Source organism: Alcanivorax sp. 97CO-5, assembly GCF_000524665.1.
GTDB lineage: Bacteria > Pseudomonadota > Gammaproteobacteria > Pseudomonadales > Alcanivoracaceae > Alcanivorax > Alcanivorax borkumensis.
The window spans coordinates 46,071-72,984 of the sequence record NZ_KI965883.1 but is presented as its reverse complement, the minus strand read 5'-3'; the positions used below and the strand labels follow the sequence as shown (position 1 = coordinate 72,984).

Here is a 26,914-nt window from a genome sequence, read left to right as displayed (position 1 = left end):
TGTCAGATTTGGTCTGAACTAATACAGCTAAGCACCAAGCGATGCGCTCCCTGCGTTCACCGAGACTCTGACGACAGAAATCTCTGCTCTGCGGAGGGTGAGCTGGCCGCCAATGTCTATGCACACGCGGGATTTAGCTGCATTATCCAAATGCAACATAGGCATCGCACTTAAGACGACCTGCTACGCGATCGTTCAGACCCTCACTTATCGCTAGGCGATCGACATCTTCGCAGAGGCAAGCGTGTTTCCATGGATCGCTCGACCGTGGGTGAGCCGCTCATGTTGACCATTGCCATGGAGAAGTACCTGGACACCGAAGGCTACATTTCGACAACGTCACCTAGAGCATTGGCTCTGTTGTTCTGAATTCATTCACAGCGTCAGAATCCGCAATGCCTCAACCTGGCAAGGAAGAACATGGACATCCACATTGCCCAAGGGCATAACCCACCCCACAACATCCATGGCATTACCGTGGTGATCGACGTGATTCGCGCTTTCACCACCAGCCACCATGCCTTTCGCAAAGGCTTGCGTTGCATTTGGCCAGTGGCCAATGCCGAGCAAGCCTTTGCGCTACGCGACGAGCATCTACCTGAAGCCCTGCTGGCCGGCGAGGTGGACGCCTTGCCCATCCCCGGCTTTGATTTCGGCAACTCTCCTTGGGAAGTCGACCAGGCAGAACTGCAAGGCAAAGAGCTGATATTGCGCACCACCAATGGCGTTGCCGCCACTCTGCGCGCCCGGGATAGCCTAGAAGTGTTGGTAGCCGGGCTAGTCAACGCGGAAGCGACAGCCAACTATTTACGTAAACAGAATCCGCCCACCGTAGTGCTGGTCGCTTCGCACCCCACCGGCGACGAAGACGTGGCCTGCGCCGAGTACATCCGCCATCTGCTAGGCGGAGACGGCATTACCTATCAAGCGGCCCGCGAACGGACCCTCAATGCCAAAGCGGCGCAGAAGTTTTATGCCGGCACCCACCCCCGACTACGCCCTCAAGATATTGAAGCCGCCGCCAGCAGCGAGGGGGCGAACGCCCTGACCATGCACGTGCGGTTCGACCCGCAACCCTGCATCACAGCTCAACCAGCCCCCTGACATCCAGCGTCAATCATTCCGTTCTTTTGATCAATGCATCACCGTCATCGGGCTTGTTACAGTTGATTGAATTTCCACTCAACAGGACAGCCCGATGATCCAGTGGTCCGAACAACAGCAAATGATCCAGAAAATGGTGCGCGACTTTGTAGAAAAAGAAATTGTGCCGCAGCTGGACGATATCGAATACAACGGCGTTCCCCCTTACGACATCCTGCGCAAAATGATCAAAACCTTCGGCATGGATGTGATGGCCAAGCAATCGTTCGACAAACAGATTGCCCGCGAGAAAGCCATCGCCGCCGGTAACGCCGGGGAAGAAAAAAAGAAAAAAGAAGGCCCTTCCGCCATGGCCGGCGAAGAAGCCGCCATGCGCATGATCCCCATTATTGAACTGTGCAAGCATGCCCAAGGCTTGGTCACCGCCATGGGGGTTTCCATGGGGTTAGGTGGTGGCGCCATCATGAGCAAGGGCACCACTGAGCAAAAAGAGCGCTGGGCTCTGCCTCTGCTCACATTGGAAAAGGTCGGTGCCTGGGCCATTTCAGAGCCCAATGCCGGCTCCGATGCCTTTGGGCAAATGAAAACCTTGGCTAAACGCGACGGTAACGGCGGCTACATCATTAACGGTAGCAAAACGTGGATTACCAACGGCCCCTATGCGGACACCATCATCCTGATCTGCAAACTGGATGAAGAAGGGGTCCCTGCTGACCAACGTAAGATCGTATCTTTTATTCTCGATAGCGGCATGGAAGGTCTGACCCAATCCAAGCCCTTCAAGAAAATGGGCATCGGCTCCTCCCCCACAGGCGAACTATTCCTTACCGATGTAAAAGCTGGACCGGAACGCCTGCTGGGCGGCAATGAAGACAGTTATGGCCGCAGCGGCGCCAAAGGCACCTTCATGCAAGAGAGGGCTGGCGTCGCGGCCATGGCCTTAGGCATGGTGGAACGTGCCCTTGAGCTAAGCACCCAATATGCCAGCGACCGAGTTCAATTCGGCCGAGCCATCGGGCAGAACCAACTTATTCAGTTGAAATTGGCCAAGATGGAAGTGGCACGCACCAACCTGCAAAACATGATTTTCCGCTATATTGAAATGACCGCCGAAGGTGCGCAGATGACATTGGCCGAAGCCTCTGCCATGAAACTCTACGCTGCCCAGGCCGCCATGGAAGTGGCCACCGAAGCGGTACAGATCCATGGCGGCTACGGCTACATGCGCGAATCTCGAGTAGAACAATTAATGCGTGATGCCAAAATTCTACAGATCTATGCCGGCACCGATGAGATGCAAATTATCGCCATCGCTCGGGACTTGCTCGGCCGCGTATAAACCGCGCTCGCTCCATCCATGTGAACGATTCCCCATCGCGCTAGGTGCGAGGGGGAATCGCCCACATCCCATACCTCCGCCCCGAACCACACGCCTCCCTCCTTCGTCACAACCTGCGCCACAACATCAGCCTCTATGCAGAAACCCGCGTGCACTTAAATCAGCCGCCAACAGCGCAAAAATGAACGTCTGCTGTGATGATGATTGGTGCCCAGATTCTTTGCTGATCCTGTTTTCAACCGCCGCAACATGGGCTGAGGAATACAGTAATAACCATGAAACAACCTCTTCCTTTGGCAAGAAGCTAATCGCCGCACTATGCAGCCGGTGTGCTATGATCCATATGTTTTTTATGCTCGGGAGTAGACAATGAAAATAATTAAAACTGCCGCGCTAGCCTTGTTGCTTGTTGCCTGCCAGAGCCAACATGATGAACGCCAAGGTGATTACTACTTTTCACCGGCCGGCGCTTATATTCTTGACCTTGGCGTCAGCACGTTCCGTGGCGAAGTAGTGCTAGATGAACGCTGTGATCGTAACGGCGGCGCCACCACCTTCTGGGACGGCAGCGGCCGTCTGTTCCGCGTGGATTACCTGAAAGTAAACAATCACCCTTCACGCGTGGACTCGGACCTGGCGCTGCTCAATTTGAGTCTCAACCGTTACCTGAGTGATGCTATCGCCAAAGCACCGATGATTTCCGGCGCAGAAGCCTCCTACCAGGAATTTCTCGACGATGCGGATCGCAAAACACTGTTTGCCATCATCGACATCAATGCGGATGCCGCTAAAGTAAAAGATGACGAGGAAGAAAGTGGTGCCTACTACAACGGTTTCCTGCTATTCAAGCAGGGCGAGTTAATCTATGTACTGCAGCATCGTCAACCCGTGCTGATGCCCGAAAAGATGAAAGCGATACTACTGAACCTTGCTGCCGGGATGGAAATTCCCGGTGAAGTGCGTGATGACACAGACATGGAAAAGCTTCATCGCTCGCTGAGAAAAATGAGTCCCAATGGCACTAATGGTAACCCGGTGCGTTTGTGCGAACCTGCGCAGAGCTAAATTGATAATAACGAATGGATCACTGACAATTCTGATGACGGAGTCTGTCATCCATTAGCCAAATTGGATTGATCGCCATGACCACCTTAAAAACACAACAATGCGAAGCCTGCAACGCCGATTCCCCTTTGATCAGCGACCAAGACCGTCAAGAACTACACCGGCAAGTTCCAGGCTGGATGCTCGTGGAAGAAGACGGCATCGAGAAACTGCAGCGGCACTTTACCTTCAAGAACTTTGTTCAGGCCCTGGATTTCACCCACCGGGTCGGCGATCTGGCGGAGCAGGAAGGCCACCACCCCGCCATTCTCACCGAATATGGCAAGGTCACGGTCACTTGGTGGACCCATAAAATCCAAGGACTGCACCGCAACGATTTTATCTGCGCCGCCAAAACCGACGCTCTCGTGTAAAACCAGGCTCCGCCTGACCGTTTACCCTAACCGTTTGCATCAACCTTGTGAGCAAACGCGTTGGGGGTGCCCCTAAGCCTTCGCTAGCATCACCTGTAACGGAGGAGGTAGCAGCATGGCCCTGAGCGAAAAACAACAAAACGCCATCAAGCTCGCCAGCGACAAAAGCTTTCCGTTCGTTGAGCGCTGTGGAGTACAAACGCTAGAAGTGGAGCGCGGCTACTGCAGGATGCTGATGCCTCTCAAACCCAACCTTAATCACGTTGGCATCATGTACGCTGGGGCACTGTACACCATTGCCGAATTGCCCGCCGGCACCCTGTATCTGTCTTCATTCGACACCAAGCGCTTTTATCCCATTGTCAAAGACGTGTGGATTCGCTTCCGGCGCCCGGCCACCACTGATGTCACCGTGGAAGTAACCCTCAGCGAAGAGGAAATCAGCCGCATCGAAAGCACCACCGAAGAAATGGGCCAATGCGACTTTGAATGGGATGTGGAAATGAAGGATGCCAATGGCGAAGTGGTTGCTATCAGCCACAACGTCTATCAGCTAAGAAAGATCCGCCGCTAAAAGCGGCACGCAACAATGAGGGAAAGAGTGGGCGACCACATGGTGCCCACCCAGCACAAGGCATACCGTTACAGGTTCACAATGAAAAAGAAAAATCGGAGGGAGCGTCCCTGCTTTCCCTATCCAATGTTGTAGCTTGCAGCTCGGTTATTTCTGACTCAATTCCACTACAGCTTCAATAAAGACCTTAGCGTGCTCCGGATCCACTTGCGGGGTGATGCCGTGCCCTAGATTAAAAATATGCCCAGGATGATCACCAAAATCATCGAGGATACGTTTCACTTCAGCCCGAATCGCCTGCGGCGAGGCATACAGCACTGCCGGATCCATATTTCCCTGTAGGGCGACCTTGTCACCCACACGACGGCGCGCGTCACCGATATTAATCGTCCAGTCCAGCCCTAAAGCATCACAGCCCGTGGCAGCCATGGATTCCAGCCACAGGCCACCGTTTTTAGTGAACAGGATCACCGGTACCTTGCGACCCTCATTATCACGAATCAGGCCATCCACGATTTGCTGCATATAACGCAGGGAAAATTCTTTATAGGCTTCCGCCGACAGCGCCCCGCCCCAAGTATCAAAAATTTGCACAGCCTGGGCTCCATGACGGATCTGTGCATTCAGGTAACCTGTCACGGACTGAGCCAGTTTGTCGAGCATGGCATGAGCCAGCTCGGGCTGGCTGTACACCATCGCTTTAAGGTGACGGAAATCTTTGCTGGAGCCGCCCTCTACCATGTAGGTCGCCAGCGTCCAGGGGCTCCCGGAAAAACCGATCAGCGGCACACGTCCATTAAGAGCACCACGAATAGTACTCACCGCATTCATCACGTAGCCCAGATCGGATTCTGCATCCGGTATCGGCAGTGCGGCCACATCCGCTTCGGTTCGCACCACTTTTCTGAATTTGGGCCCCTCTCCCGTCTCAAAATACAGCCCCAGCCCCATAGCATCAGGAATAGTCAGGATGTCGGAGAACAGAATAGCCGCGTCCAACGGGTAACGCTCCAATGGCTGTAACGTCACCTCACAGGCCAGATCAGCATTCTTGCACAGATCCATAAATGAACCCGCATGCTCGCGAGCAGCCCGGTATTCCGGTAGGTAACGCCCCGCTTGGCGCATCATCCAGATAGGCGTGCGATCCACCGTCTCGCGGTTGAGTGCACGAAGAAAGCGATCATTTTGCAGGGGAGCGAAAGTCATGTGGGTTCCTTTGAAAACACTTCACGCACTACGCTGCACGCAACGCGCGAAAATAAAAATCTTCAACATCATATAGAAAAAGGGCCTGCAAAAGCAGGCCCTATGTTGCGTACAGCATGTTGCCTGTTGCGCAACTCACACATCCAAGTAGTCAAGAATCCCTTTGGCAGCTTCACGGCCTTCCCAAATGGCAGTCACCACCAAGTCCGAGCCACGCACCATGTCACCACCTGCAAAGATCTTCTCATTGCTCGTCTGGAACGGGAATGCCTGTTCTTCCACGGCGACCACGCGGCCGGAATCGTCGGTATTGATGCTTTTCTCACCAAACCAATCCGCTGGGCTCGGGCGGAAACCGAACGCCACAATCACCGCATCCGCCGGCAGAATTTCTTCACTGCCCGGAATCGGCTCAGGGCGGCGGCGGCCATTGTTGTCTGGCTCGCCAAGCTTGGTTTCCACTACCTTAACGCCGACCACCTTGCCGTCTTCACCCACCACTTCAATGGGTTGGCGGTTGAACAGGAACTGCACGCCTTCTTCTTTGGCGTTGGTCACTTCCTTGCGTGAACCGGGCATGTTTTCTTCATCTCGACGGTAGGCACAGCTAACGCTTTGCGCCTGCTGACGGATTGAGGTGCGATTACAGTCCATAGCGGTATCACCACCACCCAGCACTACCACACGCTTGCCCTGCATATTGATGAAGTCCGCTTCGTCTTTTTCAAAGCCCAAATTACGGTTAGCGTTAGAGATCAGGAACGGCAGAGCTTCATACACACCGTCCAACTCTTCACCCGGGAAACCACCTTTCATATAGGTGTAAGTGCCCATGCCCATGAAGACGGCATCGTAGTCGGCAAGCAGTTCATCAATGGTGATGTCCTTACCGACCTCTACGCCCAGACGAAATTCCACCCCCATGCCCTCAAAGACTTCACGGCGTTTGGCCATGACCGGCTTTTCTAACTTGAACTCGGGAATACCAAAAGTCAGCAGGCCGCCAATTTCCTCATAGCGATCGAATACCACCGGCTTCACGCCACTGCGCACCAACACATCGGCACAGCCGATACCGGCAGGGCCAGCACCAATCACTGCGACCTTCTTGTCGGTCCACACTACCTTGGACATATCCGGGCGCCAGCCCATAGCCAGCGCAGTATCGGTAATGTACTTCTCAGTGGCACCAATCGTTACCGCGCCAAAGCCATCATTTAGAGTACAGGCCCCTTCACACAGACGGTCCTGCGGACACACCCGGCCACACACTTCTGGCAGGGAGTTGGTCTGGTGACTCAACTCCACCGCTTCCAGCAGGTTGCCTTCACTGATCAGCTTCAACCAGTTAGGAATGTAGTTATGGACCGGGCACTTCCATTCACAGTACGGGTTACCGCAATGCAGGCAGCGATGCGCCTGATTTTCTACTTCCCGGGTTTCAAATGGGTAGTAGATTTCCTCGTACTTGTGCTTACGGTCGTCAATATCCTTTTTCTTCGGATCGTGCCGGGGCACGTCAAGAAACTGGAAATTATTGCTTAAACGTTCAGCCATGGTATCCCCCGTTATGCCGGATTGGCGCGCGTGCTCTGCAGCAGGTTTTCCAGGCTTGCGGCCTTGGGCTTAACCAACCAGAACTTGCGGCTCATGGCATCAAAGTTGTCCAGAATGTACTGGCCCCATTCACTGCCGGTCTCGTCCACGTAATCTGCGATTACGCCACGCAGGTGACTGCGATGGGACTCGGTGGCTTCGGAACTGATGCGATGCAATTCGATCAGCTCCGGGTTGATGCGGTCGAAGAAATCATTGTCTTCGTCCAGGACGAACGCAAAACCGCCGGTCATGCCCGCGCCAAAGTTGTGGCCAGTGCGGCCCAACACGGTGATGGAACCACCGGTCATGTATTCACAGCAGTGGTCGCCAGCACCTTCCACAACGGCATGGGCTCCGGAGTTACGCACCCCGAAACGCTCGCCTGCGGTGCCTGCGGCGTAAAGCTTACCGCCGGTAGCACCATAGAGACAGGTATTACCAATGATGGCGGTTTCCTGACTTTTGAACGGGCTGCCATTGGGCGGGCGAATCACCAACTTACCACCGGCCATGCCTTTGCCCACATAGTCATTGGCATCACCTTCAATGTACATGTGCAGGCCACCGGCATTAAACACACCAAAGCTCTGCCCGGCAGTACCGCTAAAGCGCACCTTGATCGGCGCATCTTCCATGCCCAGGTTGCCATGTTTTTTGGCAATCTCACCGGACACCCGAGCCCCTACGGAGCGATCACAGTTGGTGATGTCGTAATGGAACGAGCCGCCGGATTTACTTTCGATGGCGGAGCCCATGTCATCCACCATCTTCTGGCTCAGCACGGCCTTGTCAAACGGCTCGTTTCGGCTCACCTGGCAATGGGTCGGCTTGTCCGCCGGCACCAAGTCGTTGCGCAGAATCGGGGTTAAGTCCAGCTTGCCCTGACGCGCGGTTTCACCTTCCAGAACTTTCAACAGGTCGGTGCGGCCGATCAGCTCAGGAATGCTCTTCACTCCCAGCAGGGCCAGCAGCTCACGCACTTCCTGGGCCACAAAGTTGAAGTAGTTGATCAGCAGTTCTGGAGCACCAATGAAATGCTCCTTACGCAGATCTTCACGCTGGGTAGCAACACCGGTAGCGCAGTTGTTCAGGTGACAAATACGCAGGTACTTACAACCCAGCACGATCATCGGCACGGTACCAAAACCGAACGACTCAGCACCCAAAATGGCGGCTTTAATCACGTCCAAACCCGTCTTCAGGCCACCATCTGTTTGCAGGCGAATCTTGTCACGCAAATCGTTACCACGCAGCGCCTGGTGCGCTTCCGCCAAGCCCAGCTCCCAAGGAGAGCCCGCGTAACGGATGGAGGTCAACGGGCTAGCCGCCGTACCGCCGTCGTAACCAGAGATGGTGATCAGGTCCGCGTAGGCTTTCGCCACCCCGGACGCCACGGTACCTACACCGGGCTCAGATACCAGCTTCACAGATACCTGAGCATCCGGGTTGACCTGCTTGAGATCGAAAATCAGCTGGGACAGATCCTCAATGGAGTAGATGTCATGGTGCGGCGGCGGTGAAATCAGGGTCACACCGGGCACAGAGTGACGCAGACGCGCGATCAGGGCATTCACCTTACCGCCAGGCAGCTGGCCGCCTTCACCGGGCTTGGCTCCCTGAGCCACCTTGATCTGCAACACTTCAGCGTTAACCAAGTAATGTGGGGTCACACCAAAGCGACCGGAAGCAATTTGCTTGATCTTGGACACACGCTCAGTGCCAAAGCGAGCAGGATCTTCCCCACCTTCACCGGAGTTAGAACGGCCTCCCAGACGGTTCATTGCCGTAGCAATGGCTTCGTGGGCTTCTGGGCTCAACGCGCCCAAAGACATGCCCGCAGAATCAAAGCGCAGCAAGATATTTTCCAGCGGCTCCACCTGATCCACATCGATGGCCTCAACATCATCACGCAACGCAAACAAATCACGCAGCGTCGCCACCGGGCGCTTATTGACCAGCTCGGCATACTCTTTGTAGGCGTTGTAGTCACTATCTTGGGTGGCACGGTGCAGAGCGTAAATCACGTCCGGGTTAAAGGCGTGATATTCCTTACCGTGGATATACTTGAGGATACCACCTGCATCAATGGGCTTACGCTGCTTCCAGGCATCTTTGGCCAAGCTCTGTTGATCGGCTTGGAAATCTTCGAAGCCCGCGCCTTGAATTCGGCTGGGGACACCACGGAAACACAGCTCAACCACTTCACTGTCGATACCGATGGCTTCGAACAGCTGGGCGCCCCGGTAAGAGGTAATGGTGGAAATCCCCATTTTGGAGAGGATCTTCATCAGGCCCTTGTTGATGCCTTTGCGGAAATTCTTCTGCAGCTCTACCGCGTCGCCCAACAGTTCGCCGGAACGCACCATGTCGGCGATCACATCATAGGCCAAATACGGATACACCGCGGTGGCGCCGAAACCAAACAGCACGGCAAAGTGATGGGAATCACGAACTGTCGCTGTTTCAACGATGATGTTGGCGTCGGAACGCAGCCCTTTTTCGGTCAGGGAGTGGTGTACCGCACCAGTGGCCATAGAGGCATGGATGGTGAGCTTGTCCTGGGAAATACCATGGTCAGTCAGCACCAAAATCGCGTTGCCATCACGGACCGCGTTTGCCGCCTGCTCACACAGATTCAGCACCGCCTGCTTGAGGCCAATTTCGGCATCATAATGCAGGCTCAACTTGGCCGTCTGGTAACCCGGACGCTCAATGTTAATCAGATTGGTAAACTTGGAATGCGACAGCACCGGGGTAGACAGAATCGCCCGGTCGGCATGGTCTGCGGTTTCTTCGAACACATTGCGCTCGGCACCGACACAGGTTTCCAAACTCATCACAATCGCTTCACGCAGCGGATCGATGGGCGGGTTAGTTACCTGGGCAAATTGCTGGCGAAAGTAGTCGAACAGAGAACGCTCGCGGCGGGACAACACCGCCATGGGCGTATCGTCACCCATGGAACCGGTGGCTTCTTGGCCAGACTCGGCCAGCGGACGCAGCACCTGATCACGCTCTTCAAAGCTGATCTGGAAAAACTTTTGGTAGCTCAGCAGGTCCTGCGGGTCTACCTCATCGGTACGACCCACTTCGTGGTCGTAATCCGCTTCAATGCGCAGAGCATTACTTTTCAGCCAGTCACGGTAGGGGTGGCGGACTTTCAAGCGATTATCGATGTCCTTAGTGTGCAGAACTTCACCGGTTTCGGTATCGATAGCGAGAATCTGACCAGGCCCAACACGGCCCTTGGCCACCACGTCTTCCGGCTTATAACTGTACACGCCGATTTCCGAAGCCAAGGTGATAAAGCCGTTTTTGGTCACTACCCAGCGAGCCGGGCGCAAACCGTTACGGTCAAGCATACAAACGGCATAGCGGCCATCTGTCATAACCAAACCTGCCGGGCCATCCCACGGCTCCATGTGCATGGAGTTATATTCGTAGAAAGCGCGCAGATCCGCATCCATGGTGTCCACGTTCTGCCAGGCAGGCGGGATCATCATGCGTACGGCGCGGAACAAGTCCATGCCGCCGGCCAGCAAAATCTCCAGCATATTATCCATGCTGGAGGAATCCGAACCCGTACGGTTGACCAGCGGGCTTAGCTCTTCCAGGCCCGGCAGCAGTTCATTTTGAAACTTGCTTTCCCGTGCCAGTGCCCAGTTACGGTTACCCTGTACGGTGTTGATTTCACCGTTATGGGCCAAATAACGAAATGGCTGGGCCAGGGGCCACTGGGGTAGCGTATTGGTAGAAAAACGCTGATGGAAAACGACAATGGCCGTTTCCATAGCACTGTCACCTAGGTCCGGAAAGAACACCGGCAGGTCCACCGGCATCATCAGACCTTTGTAAGACATCACCGATGCGGACAGCGAGCAGATATAGAAATAACCGTCACTTTCGATGGCTTTTTCTGCATGCCGACGGGCAAAGAACAGCCGACGATTCAACTCTTGTTCAGAGTTACCCTCCGCAGCCACCATGACCTGCCAGAATCCGGGCAGTGACGCCCGCGCAAGGTCACCCAGACAGCTCGGATCGGTAGGCACTTCACGCCAGCCGAGTACGGCAACACCCTGAGCTTCAAGCGCCGAATTAATAGCGCTCTTCTGCTGCTCAGACTTATCCGCTTGCGGGTGGGTGAAAACCATCCCCACGCCGTAGTTGTCTGGCAACGTAATGGATTGCTCTTCCGCGACCTTGCGGAAGAAAGAATCGGGTTTCTTAAGCAACAGACCGCAGCCATCACCGGTTTTTCCGTCGGCATTGATGCCGCCCCGGTGTGTCATGCACGTAAGTGCTTCAATAGCAGTTTGCAGAAGCTCGTGGCTAGGCTGACCTTCCATATGGGAAATCAGACCAAAACCACAGTTGTCCCGGAATTCTCCGGGCTCAGTGAGCCCCCGCACCAGCGTTGAGTTCTGCTGCATGAAAACCTATCCTCTTGAAATTCAGAGACTTACAGAAGGAAAATGGCGTCAAGAAAATGGTGACGGCAAAAAAGGGATACACATTCTACACATTGCGCGCTTGGGCGACAAACTGAACCGCCACCCAAGGCGCTTTTTCTGCTCAAAGCTCTCCGCGAATATCGGCCATCTTGCGAGGAAAGGGACCCGCTGCGCGTAACTTTGCCGGTAACGTCGACTTTGCATCCACAGCGGCCTGACGACTGGAATAGTCGCCAGCGAGCACCACAAACACGGTTTTATCATTCCGCTTGGCCGGATAATAGGCCCCCTTACGGCCCAATTGGTCCAACACCCCACGAGCATTGGCCTCCTGGCTGGTGGCTGTAATCTGCAGGAACCAGCTGTCGTCATCCACCGCAGCCAACCAAGACGCCTGGTTATAACCTGAGGCTTGTTCCCTCTGCGCTGATGAAACCGTTTCCACCTCCGTTTTTTCAGACCTTGCTGGCGTAGGCGCCACTTCAACCTGCCGTTGAGCTTGGGCCGGCGAAGATTGCATCACCGGATCGGTCACTGGAGCCAACTGCACATTGTCGGTTTGTGCCTCTTTGGTCCCATCCGCACCCTCTTCCTTCTTGGCCCCTAGATCCTCAAGACGAGCCACCGGCTCCATGGTCGGCTTCAGCGGTGTCACCTTCCGCTCCTGTGATTCAGCCACCTGCTCAGCGGGCACGGATTGCGGTACAGGCAAAGCTAATTTCCGAGAATCAGGTGCTACAACCTCATCCTCACCACCGGCAAATACTGACCACAGAATGATAACCACCAGCAACAGACCGACCACTGCCGCCCCATGGCGCCAAGGCGCCGTGGTATGCGAAACGACGGCCGCATGAGTCGGCACCGCCGACAGCCGCTCTTCATCATCTTCATCGTCGCTGGAGCGCGCGGAGAAACCCGACATATCACTCATGTCGCCTTCCGCCTCATCGGTTTCATCTACGTTATTGCGCCCTGCCGTCATCGCCCCCACCGGCACTGCTGCTACACTCCCTCTGGTACCCTGCAGCAATCCCAGCAAAGCCCCCGGCAACCCTTCACTACGGTGCGCTAACTGCTCAGACTCCTCGTCATCCAGTTCAACACCGGCTACAAGCCAAGCAAAATCCTGCACATCATCGGCATTCAGCTTAGGCAGATCCAACATATCATCCACGGTAAAACCCACGGATTTGAGAGCCTCAACCGTACCCGGCAGACCGCCAAACAAATAGCACAATCGTGCCCCCAGCTTTTGCTTTAGGGCCTCCATGGTCGTCAGCGCATCAGCTCTCAGGTCCTCACTATTATCTACCACCACAACCAAACGGCCAGTCGCCAGCGTTTCGCGCAACACTTGGGGCAAGTCAGCACGGTCAATATCGAAATGTCGCAGCAAAGCCTCAACCACCACAGAGGCATCATGGGGCTTACTGCCATCAATGCGAACCACTTCCATGTCAGTAATTAAGGCCATCACTGCCTGCCCGAGCAGTATAGAAACACCACTGCCGGTGTCGCCCTCTATAGCGACCACCGAGCCCTGCTCGGCGTGGGCCGTCATGGCATCCAGAAAGTCCCCACGCGAGGCACCGCTATAGAAACGCTCGTCATCATGCTCCACAAAAAGCCTCCAATGTTTTTTGCAATGCCGCGCCGTCATAATCCGCCGTTACCACAGCCTTACCCAGCTCACGCAGCAACACAAGGCGCAACTGGCCATTATGAACCTTCTTATCCAAGGCCATTAGGTCCATAAATTGTTCCGGCGTCATCCCTTCGGGAACCGCCACCGGCAAGCCCCAGGCAGACAACAAAGTGGCCACTTTTGACTCCAGCTCTGCCGGCACCCAGCCCAACTCAGCGGACATGCGAATGGCCATCAACATGCCCACCGCTACCGCCTCACCGTGCAACCACTGGCTATAACCGGTGGCGGTCTCAATGGCATGACCAAAAGTATGCCCCAGGTTCAGCAACGCACGGTTACCCTGTTCGGTTTCATCATCCGCAACGACCTGAGCCTTGTTCTCGCAGCTACGGAAGATCGCCTCAGAAATGATCGCCTCATCTCTGGACAACAGCTTGTCGTTATTGGTTTCCAGCCACTGATAGAAACTAGGGTCACGAATCAGACCATACTTAACCACTTCCGCATAACCTGCAGCCAATTCCCGCTCTGGCAGCGAGTTCAACACGTCGGTATCAATCAGAACCAAGCGCGGCTGATGAAAGGCACCAATCATGTTCTTGCCACGGGAATGGTTGACCGCAGTCTTACCGCCAACGGACGAATCCACCTGGGCCAGCAGAGTCGTTGGCACCTGGATGAAATCCACCCCCCGCTGATAGCAGGCCGCCGCAAAACCCACCATATCGCCAACAACGCCGCCGCCCAACGCCACCAGTGTTGTGGTGCGCGAATGGCGCTTGGCCATCAAAGCATCAAAAAGGGTTTCAAGAGTTTCAAGGGTTTTGAATTTTTCGCCATCGGGGAGAATGAGCGTATCGCACTGAATAGCAGAAAAGTGCGCCTCCAGTGAGGCTAGATACAGCGGCGCAATAGTTTCGTTGGTGATGATCATCACCTGGTTGCCACGAACCTGCTCAGCTAAGGGAAAAGACGACAGCAAGCCGGCCCCAATATGGATAGGGTAACTCCGCTCGGCCAAGGCCACCTGAAGTGTGCGCATTACAGCTCCCAATGATAATTCAGCAAAATAGGCCAAGCACCAGCCCGACAGTTGCCTGCATTATCCTTGTGGCTGAGAGTCCAAACAAGCGAGCACGTCATCCGCGACTTTTTTCAGGTTTCCTGATGCCGTCGAGACCACATGATGAGCCACCTGCCGATAGAGCGGATCACGCTCGGCGAACAAGGCATCCAGCCGCGCCTTGGGATCTGCCGTTTGCAGCAGTGGGCGCCCTTTGTCATTGCGAGTCCGGGCCAGCTGAACCTCTACCGGTGTCCACAGGTAGACGACACAGCCGCGCTCATGAAGAAAGGCTCGATTCTCCGGGGTAACCACCACCCCGCCGCCGGTAGCCAGCACGATGCCAGGCTCCCGGGTTAGCTCGTCAATCACATCTTGTTCCCGCCGCCGAAACCCCTCCTCACCTTCCATATCGAAGATCCAGGGAATATCCGCGCCAGTTTTCTCCTCGATTACACGATCAGAGTCGAAAAACGGGCGGTCCAACACCTGAGCAAGATGCCTGCCCAAGGTGCTTTTCCCCGCACCCATAGGCCCGACAAGAATTAAAGGAACAATAGAATTAGTTTTGATCACCGATTAGCCAAAGCATCCTTCATCAACCGTGGCGTAATAAAGATCAGCAATTCTTGCTTGTTATCACGATTGACAGTCTTCCTAAACAGGGCACCAATCCATGGCAAGTCACCCAGAAATGGTGTCTTAGTCACAGAATTGATCTTCTCTTGCTGGAAGATACCACCAAGCACCACTGTCTCGCCATCGTTAACCAGCACAGACGTTTCCACCCGATTGGTATTAATCGCTGCAGAACCGTCTGAACTAAAGGAGTCATTGTTCACTTTCAGCATCATGATGATATTGCCATCTGGGGTGATATGCGGAGTCACTTCCAGTCGCAGCTCTGCTTCCACAAAATCGATGGAGGTCGCACCAGAGGAGGTCGCTATTTCGAAAGGCACTTGCTGACCGGAAGCGATCACTGCGGGCTGCTGATCCGCGGTCAAAACCTTCGGTGTTGCCACCAATTCACCGTGCCCTTCCGCTTCCAATGCGGACAACTCGAGCTCAATCAAACCAGAGGCAAGAGAGGTAAAGCCTACTGCAAACCGGGATGCACTGGCAGAATCCACTCCTAGATCAACAATGAGATCATCATCGTTTTCAGCCTCTTGAAACTGAAAATCATCCGGCCCAAATTCCACATCGCCAGGGTGCCCGCCAACAGTGTCGGGATAAGCGATAGTTGCATCAATATTAGTCTGATGGAGGTTCCTTAGAGATTGCAAACGACCCGAAACACCGAAGGTACGACCATCCTCAAGCATACTCTCCGTATCAAAACCCAGCCCCCCCCAACGCACACCAAACTCGTCGGTCACATCATTGGTCGCCACCACGACCCGAGCCTCGATGAGCACTTGCTGAACAGGAATATCAAGCTGATCGATTAGCTCACGTATTTCCTGCAATTTGGCCTGGGTATCCTGAACAATGAGTGTATTCGTACGCTGATCTACAACCACAGAGCCACGCCCGGAGACTAGCGCTTCGCCCTTACCGCCAGCGTTGGAGATCAGCTCTTTCAACTCCGACGCATTAGCATAATTGATATTGATATATTCGGTTCGCAGAGGAGCCAGTGCCTCAATTTTTTTCTGGCTTTCCAGCTCTAACTGCTCACGGGCTGCAATTTCATCCGCTGGCGCAACCAGCAGAACATTGCCCACCTGACGTTTATCCAACCCCTTGGTTTTCAGAATCAATTCCAGCGCCTGATCCCATGGCACATTCTGCAAACGCAGCGTAATTCGACCGTCTACTGTGTCAGAGGCAACCAGGTTAAGCCCCGTGAAATCCGCAATTAATTGAAGAACGGAGCGCACCTCAATATCCTGGAAATTCAAGGAAAGTTTTTCCCCCGTATACTGGAACGCATTTTTCTTCTTTCTTGCCACTTCTGCTTTACTAACCGGCTTAATGTTAATACTGAACTCGGTATCCGCCTGGTATGCCATATATTCCCATACCCCGGTCGGCTCAATAACAACCATGGTGCTGCCATCTGCAGACTGCGTTTCCACCATTTTGACTGGCGTTGCAAAATCGGTCACATCCAGTTTACGCACCAGCTCGTTAGGCACTCCTGCACCCACAAATCGAGCCACGATTTTGCCGCTCTCTTCTTTCACATCTACAGGAATGGATGGTTCAGACAATTTGATAATGACGCGTCCTTCGCCACTTTCTCCACGCCGAAAATCGACCCCCGTTACAGCGGCCTCGCCATTGTAATCATTTCCCTGTGAAGCCTGTTTCTGCTTATCAACTTGATCATTACCCAACAGAACAATCAGATCATCACCCTCGGTACGGGTTGAATAGCCAGTCAGCGATTCCAAATTAAAAATCAGCCGCGTCCTGTCTTTTGCTTCAACAATGGTGACACTACGAGCGTTACCAGAACCAAGGTTTTGCCGCTTTCCCGCAATATCCGAATCCGCACCGACAAGGTCCAATGCAATACGAGCAGGCTGTTCGATACTGTATCCCTTCACTTCCGGCACACCACCTTCAAACTTCAGGCGAACTTCCATGCCATCACCGGATAAAGCATTAGCTTCGATGTATTTCAGTGTATCTGCGCCCGCAACCATAGAGAGGGCAGACAACACTCCTACAGAAACCAGCCCCGCCAGACGCCGGGAAGCGCTATTTTTTATTGTCGATCTTGCACATTTCATAACTGGATCCCCAGCGGCTGTTATTCGGAAATCGAGACGTTACTGGCGCGTTCCACCCAGCCATCCCGACCATCCGGTACGATTTCAATCAGACTCACTTTGGTTTCGTTAACCTGCTTGACCAAACCAAAGTTTTTCCCCATATAACTGCCTGGTTTAACACGTGTCACCGCCCCTGAAGGATCGGCAACCAAAGCCTGAAGCGGCTGACCTGGCTTGGTAATGGTGCCCACCATTTTCAGCGCATCCAGCGAGAAACGCTCCAGATATTCTTTCGGGCGGCCCATATCCGGCTCCACCTTGCGGCCATCAGGCACCACCAGCAATTCCTGGTCCTGTGGCGGACTGAATGGAGATCGCAGTTTGTGAGCAGCATAAGCATAGGAAGCAATAGGCTTGAACTCAGGCGGAGGCTCAACCCGCCCTCGCGGCCTTGCCTTTATTTCCTGAAGACGAGCATCTAGCTCTGAAAGATTAGCGCTGGAACCACAACCGGCAAGCCCGAACAAGGCAACGCAAGCAACAGAAAGAAAGATTATTTTTTTCATTATCTCACGCCCCCTTATTTCTTCTTGCTAGAAGAATTAGCGTTGCCCGTCGCATCATCCTTACTAGAGTAACGATAGGTCTTCGCCGTAATGTCCATTCTCAACAGCCCCAGGGGAGCCTGTTTTTGATTACCTTTCGCAGGCCGCGCAACCGTAAACTCATGCAACGTCACAATACGTGGTAATGACGCCACCCCGGAAACAAAAGAACCAAAACCATGGTAATCACCAATGACTTGAATATTGATAGGGAGCTCAGCATAAAACTCCTTCTCCATTTCATCTCTCAGTTCGATATTTTCGAACTCCAAGCCACTGCCCAGCCCAGTATGCGTAATATCCTCAAGCAGACCAGGAACCTCCGTATCTTTGGGCAATTGTTTAAGGAGGGCACCAAAAGTTTGCTCCATTTCTACCAGCTGCTTACGAAACTGATCGAGATTGTGGGCTTGAAACGCTTTCTTCTCATATGCCTGTAAAAGCGTAGCCTCTTCTTTTTTCTGCTGATCAAGCACCTGATTGGCCTCACTAATCGACAGGAAATAGCCTAGGGCCACAACAAGAATCAGCACCAGAACCGCAGCGCCAACCTTAATTGGCGTGGGCCACCCCCCCACATTCTCGAAATCCAGACTATTGAGCTCATCCATCAGCTCACGCAAGTCCATATTCTTCAGCTCAGAGGCTTTCATTATTTTTCTCCCTCTTTATCGCTGTTCAGAGATGCCTGCTTGACTGTCAACAAGAAACTGTTGGCCTGTGAGCCATCTTCAAGCGCCGTCACATTTTGTAAATTGGCACTCTGGAACCAGGATGACTCATCAAGATTACGCATCAGGCGAGAAATTCGATTATTACTTTCAGCCACCCCATTAATGGTGTACAAGTCGCCCACCCGTTTAATTTCGTTATAGAAAACACCATCGGGGAGGGTCTTCACCAACTCATCAAACACATACACGATAGTTGGACGATTACCCTGCAGGCTCTGAATAACCTCCATCCTCGCCACCAGCTCATCGCGACGAGACTTTAGCTCCTTAATCTCTATGATTTTTTCATCTAGCTCTGCTGAACGCGTCTGGATATGACTATTGCGGGCCCGCTGATCAGCAATCTGCTGATCCACATACCCCCGCCAAACCCAAAAAATAGCCCCTCCCACAATCGCCGCGAGCACCAACATCATGACGAATTCCTGCTGGCGCTGTTTGCGGCGCTCTTCGCGCCATGGCAACAGGTTAATTGTTGTTGTCATTAGTCAAAGCTCCTCAATGCCAGGCCACAGGCAATCATCAATGCCGGGGCATCATTGGCAATGGCAGAGGCATTCACCTTGTTCGCCAGCGCCATGTCACTGAAAGGGTTAGCCACTGAACAACCCGCGCCCACCTTTTCCTGAATCAGATCGCCCAAGTCTGCGATAGAGGAAGAGCCCCCTGCCAGCAAGATGTAATCCACTTCATTGAATTGCGTGGAGCCATAGAAAAACTGCAATGAACGATTCACCTGCTGGACAATGGCATCTTTGAACGGCTGCAGCACTTCGCCTTCGTAATCATCGGGCAGCTCGCCGGTTTTCTTGGCCAACCCCGCCTCTTCCATAGAAATACCGTAACGACGCTGAATTTCTTCAGTGAGCTGCTTGCCCCCGAAAAGCTGCTCGCGGGTATAAACGCTACGCCCTTGATGAAATACGTTTAGCGTGGTCATGGTGGCGCCGATATCGAATACCGCCACGGTTTCTAGCTCCTCCGCATTCGGCAAACCGGGCAGAAGCAACTGAAAAGCCCGCTCAATAGCGTACGCTTCCACATCCACCGCTCGCGGTTGTAGGCCACCGATTTCCAACGCATCGGTGCGCATCTCCACGTTCTCTGTGCGTGAGGCGGCAACCAACACCTCCACGCGCTCATCGTTATTCTCAACCGGCCCCACAACCTGAAAGTCCATACGGACCTCATCCATGGGATACGGGATGTACTGATCTGCCTCAGACTTGAGCTGCATTTCCAATGCATCCTCGTCCAGCTCGGCATCCATTTCGATGAGCTTAGTAATCACAGCGGAACCGGACACTGCCACCGCCGCCGCTTTTACCCCGGGACGCGTACGGCTTACCAAGCGGGCAATAGCATCACCCACTCCTTCCACGTCGCTGATATTTTTCTCGACAACCGCATTGGCCGGCAGGGGCTCAACCCCATAGCTCTCGACCTTGTAGCGACTCCCTGATTTGGACAGTTCCAACAGCTTGACCGCCGTGGAGCTGATGTCGATCCCCAGTAGTGTCTGGGCCTTTTTTCTGAGGAAAGGCAGCACTGTCGTCGTCCCGTCTGGTTATTATTGAAGTATTTTTTCTTGCTAGATATATACTTACACGTTTTTTATGTCGAACTACATTAGGAGTTAGTAATAGCAGAACAGATATTAGATCACAACAAGCATTCCACCATATAATGACCCACTTCACGGGCCGGCTAGGCCTTTCTACCGATCCCAGCCAGTAGTTGCCGAAAACATGCGTTTACCCTCCTGGATCCGATACCTGCTGTTACTCCTTATTGCCGGCGCCGGTGGCGGCCTCGCGGCACTTGCCGCCTGCTACCTTTATTTGGCCCCACAATTGCCCCCGGCAAACCAGATTCGCGAGGTGGAGTACCAGATCCCTCTGCGCATCTACAGCCGCGACATGAAGCTGATTGCAGAATACGGCGAAAAGCGTCGCCAGCCAGTGACTTTCGACGAACTGCCGCAACCACTAATCCAAGCGGTACTCGCTGCGGAAGACGAACGCTTTTTCCAGCACAATGGGGTCGATTTGAAAGGTCTGTTACGGGCCTTCGTTGAGCTTGCTCGTTACCGAGAGATCCGTTCTGGCGGCTCCACCATCACCATGCAGGTCGCCCGGAACTTCTTTCTAGACCGTGAACAGCGTTTTTTGCGCAAGTTCAACGAAATCGTACTGGCCATTCAGATCGAAAGGGTTCTCAGCAAAGAAGAGATTCTTGAGCTTTACCTAAACAAGATCTATCTAGGCCACCGCGCCTATGGTGCCCAAGCGGCCTCACAGGTGTACTACGGCAAGTCCGTGGGCGAACTCAGCCTGCCCCAGTGGGCCATGATTGCCGGCTTGCCGAAAGCACCTTCCGCCTACAACCCCATTACGAACCCTCAGCGCGCCCGGGTCCGACGCAACTGGATTCTTCATCGCATGCAGGAAACCGGCGTCATTACCGCTGAGCAGAAAGAGCAAGCGCAGGCTGCGCCAGTCAGCGCCCGCTTCCACGCAGCGTCACCGGAAGTAGACGCCAGCTACCTAGGGGAAATGGCTCGCTTGCAGGCCATGAAGCTGGTAGATGCCAACATTTACACCGACGGCATTCGCATCATCACCACCGTGGACAGCAAGCGCCAGCAAGCTGCCGTTAACGCCCTGCGCAAAGGTTTACACAGCTATGACGAACGACATGGCTACCGTGGTCCGCTAGCACAACTGGATGTGAGTGACGCACCCACCCTCCCCTCCCCATCCAATGCAGATAACGAAGCCCCTCCGCAGGACAGCACCGACACAACGGAGGTGATCGAGGAAGCTGAACTAGAAAAAACCATCACCGGCCTCAATCCTGATGTGGCCAACTGGGCTGAACGCATCAAGGACCAACGACGCATAGGCCCCCTGCAACCGGCCATCGTTACCGCCGTAGGCAAAAAAGACGCAGAGATTCTGTTCCGTGACGGCAAACGCAGCCCACTTGCCTGGGATGACATCCGTTGGGCTCGCCCACAATTAAACAATAAATATGTAGGCAAGGAGCCAACCCAGGCCAGCGACGTCCTCAGCAAGGGAGACGTCATCTACGTTCGTCCAGCCGGCAATGACGAGGATCGGCATTGGCGGCTCGCGCAGCTACCAAGAGCTCAATCCGCACTGGTCTCCCTTGATCCGACCAGCGGCGCCATTGTTGCTCTGCAAGGTGGCTACAGCTTCTCCACCTCCAATTTCAACCGTGCCGTACAAGGCGAGCGCCAAGCCGGCTCCGTATTTAAGCCCTTCATCTATACCTCAGCCATGGAAAGCGGCTTCACCCCAGCCACCATCATCAACGACGCCCCCGTGGTCTTTGACGACAACAAGCTGGAAACTGCTTGGCGACCCACCGGCGCCAGCGGTAAATTCTTTGGCCCCATCCGCATGCGCGAAGCCCTTTATCGCTCCCTAAACCTAGTTTCTATCCGCATCCTTCGGCAAATCGGGATTAGCCAGGCCATGGGCACACTGAAACGTTTTGGCCTACCGACAGACACCTTCCAGCGAGATCTTTCGCTGGCACTGGGCAGCGCCAGCGTCACCCCCATGGATATTGCCGCTGCCTACAGCATCTTTGCCAATGGCGGCTACCGCGTTACCCCATGGAGCATCCTACAAATAGAAAAGGACAACGGAGAGGTGCTTTGGAAAGCGCCGGAAATCACCTTCTGCGAGCACCACTGTCAGGCACCGACAACCGGCAACCCGCCAGCTGAGAACAACTCAACCCGTCACACCGATGACAGCAACAGCTTTGAAAACGCTCTAGAGCCACTGCAACCCCCCCCGGTCATGGCTCCCCGGGTTGTTGATGCTCGTATTGCCTGGCTGATGAACTCCATACTCCAAGATGTTGTGCGTCGCGGCACTGGTCACCAGGCTAACCGTCTGGGTCGCCGGGATCTGGCAGGCAAAACCGGCACGACCAATGATCAGTTCGACGCCTGGTTTTCCGGCTACTCGCCGGATCTGGTTGCCACCGTCTGGGTTGGGTTTGATAACCCTGCCACCCTAGGCTGGGGCGAATATGGCGGCAAGGCAGCGCTACCCATCTGGATGGACTACATGGGCCCAGCCCTGAAAGGAGTGCCCGAGCACCAACTGAAACAACCCTCCGGCATCGCTACCGTACGCATCGATCCAGATAGTGGCCTGCTAGCTCGGCCGGAGAATCCGGACTCCATTCGCGAGTACTTCATTGACAGTCAGGTTCCCAAACTGGAACCCGCTCGCGGCCCGAATGGACACAGTGCGCCGGAACAGATCTTTTGATGCACGCAGCGCACAACTCTGCTCTGCTGTGCTGAAACAAAAATGAGCAGCCATAAAAAAACCGCCGAAAGGCGGTTTTTTTATGGCTGGCACTGCTCCCTTAAAGTTCTGGGAAAATCTCGTCCAGCGAGTTTAGCGGGTAGTGTGATGGGTATCCCTTACGGGCCACACCACAATCCACCGCTGCCTGGGCCACAGCAGCAGAAACCTTGCCCAACAAACGCGGATCATTCGGCTTGGGAATGATATATTCCGGCCCGAAGGTCAACGGCTCTCCACCATAGGCATCCAGCACTTCCTGCGGGGGCGCCGTTCGCACCAGCCCGGCAATAGCATGCACTGCGGCGATCTTCATTTCTTCAGTGATGGACGTGGAGCGCACATCCAAAGCCCCACGAAACATGTACGGGAAACACAGCACATTGTTCACTTGGTTGGGGAAATCCGAACGACCCGTCGCCACAATCGCATCCGGACGTGCCGCCTTGGCCACTTCCGGACGAATTTCCGGATCCGGGTTAGCCAACGCGAAGATGATCGGCTTGGGAGCCATCTTCTTGACCATTTCTGGGGTCAACATATCCGGCCCGGAAACGCCGATGAACACATCCGCGTCTTCCACAGCATCGTTCAATGTGCGCTTATCCGTATCGTTGGCCAGCGCAGCCTTGTACTGGTTCAGATCATCACGGCGGCTATGAATCACCCCCTTACGATCCAACACCAGAATATTTTCCTTGCGCGCGCCCATCTCGATCAACAACCGCACAGATGCAATACCCGCCGCACCAGCCCCGACACACACCACCTTGATGTCTTCGATACGCTTGTTTTGAATTTCCAGCGCATTAATCAAACCTGCCCCCACCACAATAGCGGTGCCGTGCTGGTCATCATGGAATACGGGAACTTCGCACTGTTCTTTGAGAATACGCTCAATCTCGAAACACTCCGGCGCACGGATATCTTCCAGATTGATGCCACCGAAGGTGCGATGAATACGCATTACCGTGTCAATAAAAGCCTGGGAATCCTCAGAGTCCACTTCGATATCGAACACATCGATACCCGCAAACAACTTGAACAGAATGCCCTTACCTTCCATCACCGGCTTGGAGGCTAGCGCGCCCAGATTGCCAAGACCAAGAATCGCCGTGCCATCACTAATTACGGCTACCAGGTTGCCCTTGGAAGTAAAACGGTAGGCCAGCTCCGGCTCCCGCGCGATTTCTCGCACCGGTTCAGCTACACCTGGGCTATAGGCCAGGCTCAGATCTCGACTGGTCGCCGCCGGCTTGGTTACCTCGACGCTAATTTTCCCCGGCCGCGGTTTGGCGTGGTATTCCAGGGCCGCCGTTTTTAAATCCTCGGACATGCTGGTCTCCGCTTCCCTTTTTTTGGGATATACACTGTGTACGCAAGTACTTAACGTAAAAAGCACCCAGTTGGGTGCTTTTTACAATAGGCGCTGTAACGACGCGCTATTAGTCCTTCTTGCTGCGCATCATGCCAAAACGTTGCTTGAACTTGTCGATCTGGCCACCGCTATCAGCCTGCTTCTGCTTGCCAGTATAGAAAGGATGGCAGGCAGAACAAACGTCCAATGCCATATCACCGCCTTTAGTAGAACGGGTTTCAATGACATTGCCACAGCTACACGTATACGTGGCTGTCTGGTAATCGGGATGAATCTCTGCTTTCATTGCTAAGCTCCATTTTGTGTCGCTACCGGCCTCTGCGACAGGCACCACACGGCTTGCGCCTGGGAAAAAGAAGGCGAATCATAACAGCTTGTCCCCATTGCGCAAGCGCAAAGCCGCCGCGAGCTCCAGGAAATTCCGTGTCATCCAAGAATACCCTGCAAATTGCCCTGCCCGTTCCCCTACCCGGGTGTTTTGACTATGCGCTACACGGCACAGTGATACCGCCCCGAGGGAGCCGAGTCAAAGTTCCCTTTGGGCGCCGCACCCTCATCGGCCTTGTCCACGGCCATGCTCCCAGCGATTATCCAAAGCTGAAAGCTGTAGAGGCGGTGATCGACGAAGAGCCCGTTCTGCCCGATGAGCTTTACCAGCTCTGTGAGCGGGCGGCCCGCTACTACCACCACCCTCTTGGGGAAGTGCTGAATTACGCACTCCCCACCTTGTTACGCCAAGGCGGCGACGCCCAAGCCAGCCTGGAGAAACGCTGGCAGATTAGCGAACGGGGCCAGCATGTTAGCGATGACCAAGTTAGCCGCGCCCCGCGCCAGCGAGACGCTTTGCGCATTTTGCGTGAGCATCCCCAAGGCCTGAGCAGCGCCATGCTAGCGGCACTGGACGTAAGCGCATCCGCCCTGAACAGCCTGCGCGAAAAGAGCTGGGCAAACCAAATTCACGTGGATACCCGCCCTGAGGTCCCACGAGAAACCCTGGCCCAGGCCCCGCTGGCCGCCAACGCCGAGCAGCGTGGGGCAATCCAGGCAATCCAGAAAGCCAAGGGGTTCGCCCCCTTCCTGCTGGACGGCATCACCGGCAGCGGCAAAACCGAAGTCTACCTGCAAGCCATGGCGCCGCTGCTGGCCGCCGGCAAACAGGTAATGGTGCTGGTTCCGGAAATCGGCCTGACCCCACAAACGGTACAGCGCTTCAAGCAGCGCTTTGCCGTGCCTGTTGTCACGCTGCATTCTGGGCTCAGCGACCGAGAACGGCTGGACAACTGGCTCGCCGCCCGTGAGGGCCACGCGCGCATTATCATCGGCACTCGCTCAGCCATCTTCACGCCCATGCTGAACCCCGCTTTAATCATTGTGGACGAAGCCCACGACAGCTCCCTCAAACAGCAAGATGGCTTCCGCTACCACGCGCGGGATCTGGCCACCTGGCGCGCCCAGCAGTTGGAAATCCCGGTCATTCTGGGCAGCGCCACACCGGCACTGGAAACCCTGCATCTAGCTCGGCAAGGCCGTTTCCAGTGGCTGAAACTGTCCCAACGCGCCACCGCCCAGAGCCGCCCCCCCATCGAAATTGTTGATGCCCGCCTAGCCCCCCCCGGCAACCCACTACTGCCCCTCTCTTTGCAAGCGCTTAAACAATGCGTAGAGGCAGGTAATCAGGGGCTGGTGTTTATCAACCGCCGCGGCTATGCCCCCATGATTCTCTGCCACGACTGTGGCTGGCAAGCAGAGTGCAAGCGTTGCGATAGCTTCCTCACCTGGCATCGCAATGACCGGGCCCTGCGCTGCCATCATTGCGGCTATCAACAGCCGGTGCCTAGCCGCTGCCCGGATTGCGGCTCCAGCGCCATTCAGGAAGCCGGTAGTGGCACCGAAAAGCTCACCGAGCTGCTTGAACAGTCCCTACCGGTACCGGTGATTCGCATCGACCGGGATGCCACTCGCCGCAAGGGCGCCTTAGATGCGCATCTGGCACAAATCCAAAAAGGCGAGCCCGCCGTCATGGTCGGCACTCAGATGCTGGCCAAAGGCCACCATTTCCCCAAACTGACCTTGGTGGTGATCCTCGATATGGATTCTGGCTTTCTCAGCGCCGACTTCCGCGGCCCTGAACAGGCCGCACAGTTGCTACTACAGGTGGCCGGCCGCAGCGGCCGCGAAGGCAAAGGCCGGGTGATTCTGCAGAGCCGCCACCCGGATCATCACTTACTGCAACTAGCGGCCAGCGGCGACTACCCACAACTGGCCACCACCCTGCTAGAAGAGCGACAGATGGCCGGACTGCCCCCCCACGGGCACTTGGCTCTGTTCCGCTGCGAAGCCATGACCATGGGCACCGCCATGAACTTTCTGCAACAGCTAAGCACTACTGCGGTTCCGCAGGATGTTCACGTCCTTGGCCCGATTCCCGCCCCCATGGAAAAACGTGCGGGCCGTTTCCGCACCCAGCTACTGCTGCAATGCAGCCAACGGGCGCCGTTACATCAAGCCCTTAACGTGCTATTGGAACAGGCCCGCAAACTCCCTGAGGGGCGTCAATGCCGCTGGCACGTGGATGTGGATCCGATTGATATGTTATAGCGACGCCGGAGACGGACGCCAGACAGAGCAGTGTCGGCCATCAGACATCC

At 54.8% G+C, this 26,914-nt stretch carries 20 protein-coding genes; 7 read left to right on the top strand and 13 right to left on the bottom strand.

All coding sequences use genetic code 11. The features are described 5' to 3' along the window. The first annotated feature begins 420 nt into the window (after nucleotides 1-420). The 5 genes from Y017_RS05635 (at nucleotide 421) to Y017_RS05615 (ending at nucleotide 4,495) form a co-directional block, all read left to right on the top strand. Nucleotides 421-1,104, top strand: a complete 684-nt coding sequence (locus tag Y017_RS05635; protein ID WP_011589498.1) for a 2-phosphosulfolactate phosphatase — start codon at nucleotides 421-423, stop codon at nucleotides 1,102-1,104. 94 nt (nucleotides 1,105-1,198) lie between these two features. Beyond that, nucleotides 1,199-2,443 (top strand): acyl-CoA dehydrogenase family protein, encoded by a 1,245-nt coding sequence (locus Y017_RS05630; RefSeq protein WP_011589499.1) that lies wholly within the window; start codon nucleotides 1,199-1,201, stop codon nucleotides 2,441-2,443. Between the two features lie 369 nt (nucleotides 2,444-2,812). Beyond that, the gene (locus Y017_RS05625) at nucleotides 2,813-3,508 is read left to right on the top strand and encodes a hypothetical protein (protein WP_011589500.1); all 696 of its coding nucleotides are present in this window, start codon (nucleotides 2,813-2,815) and stop codon (nucleotides 3,506-3,508) included. 77 nt (nucleotides 3,509-3,585) lie between these two features. Further along, nucleotides 3,586-3,921 carry a 4a-hydroxytetrahydrobiopterin dehydratase gene (locus Y017_RS05620; protein ID WP_035459506.1) on the top strand — a complete coding sequence of 112 codons (336 nt, stop codon included), beginning with the start codon at nucleotides 3,586-3,588 and terminating at the stop codon, nucleotides 3,919-3,921. Nucleotides 3,922-4,036: 115 nt separating this feature from the next. Next, entirely contained in the window at nucleotides 4,037-4,495 is a 459-nt protein-coding gene (locus Y017_RS05615) for a PaaI family thioesterase (protein WP_011589502.1), read from the top strand. A gap of 147 nt (nucleotides 4,496-4,642) precedes the next feature. Here Y017_RS05615 and hemE read toward each other — a convergent pair whose 3' ends face one another. The 11 genes from hemE to Y017_RS05560 form a co-directional block, all read right to left on the bottom strand. Further along, complete coding sequence (gene hemE, locus Y017_RS05610; protein ID WP_011589503.1) at nucleotides 4,643-5,704, bottom strand: uroporphyrinogen decarboxylase; 1,062 nt, start codon at nucleotides 5,702-5,704, stop codon at nucleotides 4,643-4,645. Nucleotides 5,705-5,839: 135 nt separating this feature from the next. Next, nucleotides 5,840-7,261 carry an FAD-dependent oxidoreductase gene (locus Y017_RS05605; RefSeq protein ID WP_011589504.1) on the bottom strand — a complete coding sequence of 474 codons (1,422 nt, stop codon included), beginning with the start codon at nucleotides 7,259-7,261 and terminating at the stop codon, nucleotides 5,840-5,842. An 11-nt stretch (nucleotides 7,262-7,272) separates the two neighbouring features. Then, nucleotides 7,273-11,736: a glutamate synthase large subunit gene (gene gltB / locus Y017_RS05600; protein WP_035459504.1), complete on the bottom strand. Its 4,464-nt coding sequence runs from the start codon at nucleotides 11,734-11,736 to the stop codon at nucleotides 7,273-7,275. A 142-nt stretch (nucleotides 11,737-11,878) separates the two neighbouring features. Then, on the bottom strand, nucleotides 11,879-13,381 hold the full coding sequence (locus Y017_RS05595) for an SPOR domain-containing protein (protein ID WP_231483411.1): 1,503 nt from the start codon (nucleotides 13,379-13,381) through the stop codon (nucleotides 11,879-11,881). After that, nucleotides 13,371-14,450, bottom strand: a complete 1,080-nt coding sequence (gene aroB, locus Y017_RS05590) for a 3-dehydroquinate synthase (RefSeq protein WP_035459501.1) — start codon at nucleotides 14,448-14,450, stop codon at nucleotides 13,371-13,373. Before aroB ends, Y017_RS05595 begins: the two co-directional genes overlap by 11 nt. Before the next feature lie 60 nt (nucleotides 14,451-14,510). Beyond that, the gene (aroK, locus tag Y017_RS05585) at nucleotides 14,511-15,047 is read right to left on the bottom strand and encodes a shikimate kinase AroK (RefSeq protein ID WP_035459500.1); all 537 of its coding nucleotides are present in this window, start codon (nucleotides 15,045-15,047) and stop codon (nucleotides 14,511-14,513) included. Continuing rightward, on the bottom strand, nucleotides 15,044-17,215 hold the full coding sequence (pilQ, locus tag Y017_RS05580; RefSeq protein ID WP_011589509.1) for a type IV pilus secretin PilQ: 2,172 nt from the start codon (nucleotides 17,213-17,215) through the stop codon (nucleotides 15,044-15,046). The genes aroK and pilQ overlap by 4 nt, the downstream gene beginning before the upstream one ends. A 20-nt stretch (nucleotides 17,216-17,235) precedes the next feature. Then, on the bottom strand, nucleotides 17,236-17,763 hold the full coding sequence (locus Y017_RS05575; protein ID WP_011589510.1) for a pilus assembly protein PilP: 528 nt from the start codon (nucleotides 17,761-17,763) through the stop codon (nucleotides 17,236-17,238). Nucleotides 17,764-17,777: 14 nt separating this feature from the next. Further along, entirely contained in the window at nucleotides 17,778-18,455 is a 678-nt protein-coding gene (locus Y017_RS05570; protein WP_035459498.1) for a type 4a pilus biogenesis protein PilO, read from the bottom strand. Further along, the gene (locus tag Y017_RS05565; protein WP_011589512.1) at nucleotides 18,455-19,021 is read right to left on the bottom strand and encodes a PilN domain-containing protein; all 567 of its coding nucleotides are present in this window, start codon (nucleotides 19,019-19,021) and stop codon (nucleotides 18,455-18,457) included. The genes Y017_RS05570 and Y017_RS05565 overlap by 1 nt, the downstream gene beginning before the upstream one ends. Then, nucleotides 19,021-20,085: a pilus assembly protein PilM gene (locus tag Y017_RS05560; RefSeq protein ID WP_035459497.1), complete on the bottom strand. Its 1,065-nt coding sequence runs from the start codon at nucleotides 20,083-20,085 to the stop codon at nucleotides 19,021-19,023. The genes Y017_RS05565 and Y017_RS05560 overlap by 1 nt, the downstream gene beginning before the upstream one ends. Before the next feature lie 199 nt (nucleotides 20,086-20,284). Between Y017_RS05560 and Y017_RS05555 the strand changes: the two genes are divergently transcribed. Next, nucleotides 20,285-22,849: a penicillin-binding protein 1A gene (locus Y017_RS05555; protein ID WP_011589514.1), complete on the top strand. Its 2,565-nt coding sequence runs from the start codon at nucleotides 20,285-20,287 to the stop codon at nucleotides 22,847-22,849. Between the two features lie 100 nt (nucleotides 22,850-22,949). On the opposite strand, the gene Y017_RS05550 is transcribed toward Y017_RS05555, so the two are convergent. Continuing rightward, entirely contained in the window at nucleotides 22,950-24,224 is a 1,275-nt protein-coding gene (locus tag Y017_RS05550; RefSeq protein WP_011589515.1) for a malic enzyme-like NAD(P)-binding protein, read from the bottom strand. A 109-nt stretch (nucleotides 24,225-24,333) separates the two neighbouring features. After that, entirely contained in the window at nucleotides 24,334-24,552 is a 219-nt protein-coding gene (gene rpmE / locus Y017_RS05545) for a 50S ribosomal protein L31 (RefSeq protein WP_011589516.1), read from the bottom strand. A 137-nt stretch (nucleotides 24,553-24,689) separates the two neighbouring features. On the opposite strand from rpmE, the gene Y017_RS05540 reads away from it, so the two are divergent. Then, nucleotides 24,690-26,864, top strand: coding sequence for a primosomal protein N' (locus Y017_RS05540; protein WP_035459495.1), 2,175 nt, complete (start codon nucleotides 24,690-24,692; stop codon nucleotides 26,862-26,864). Nucleotides 26,865-26,914 lie beyond the last annotated feature (50 nt).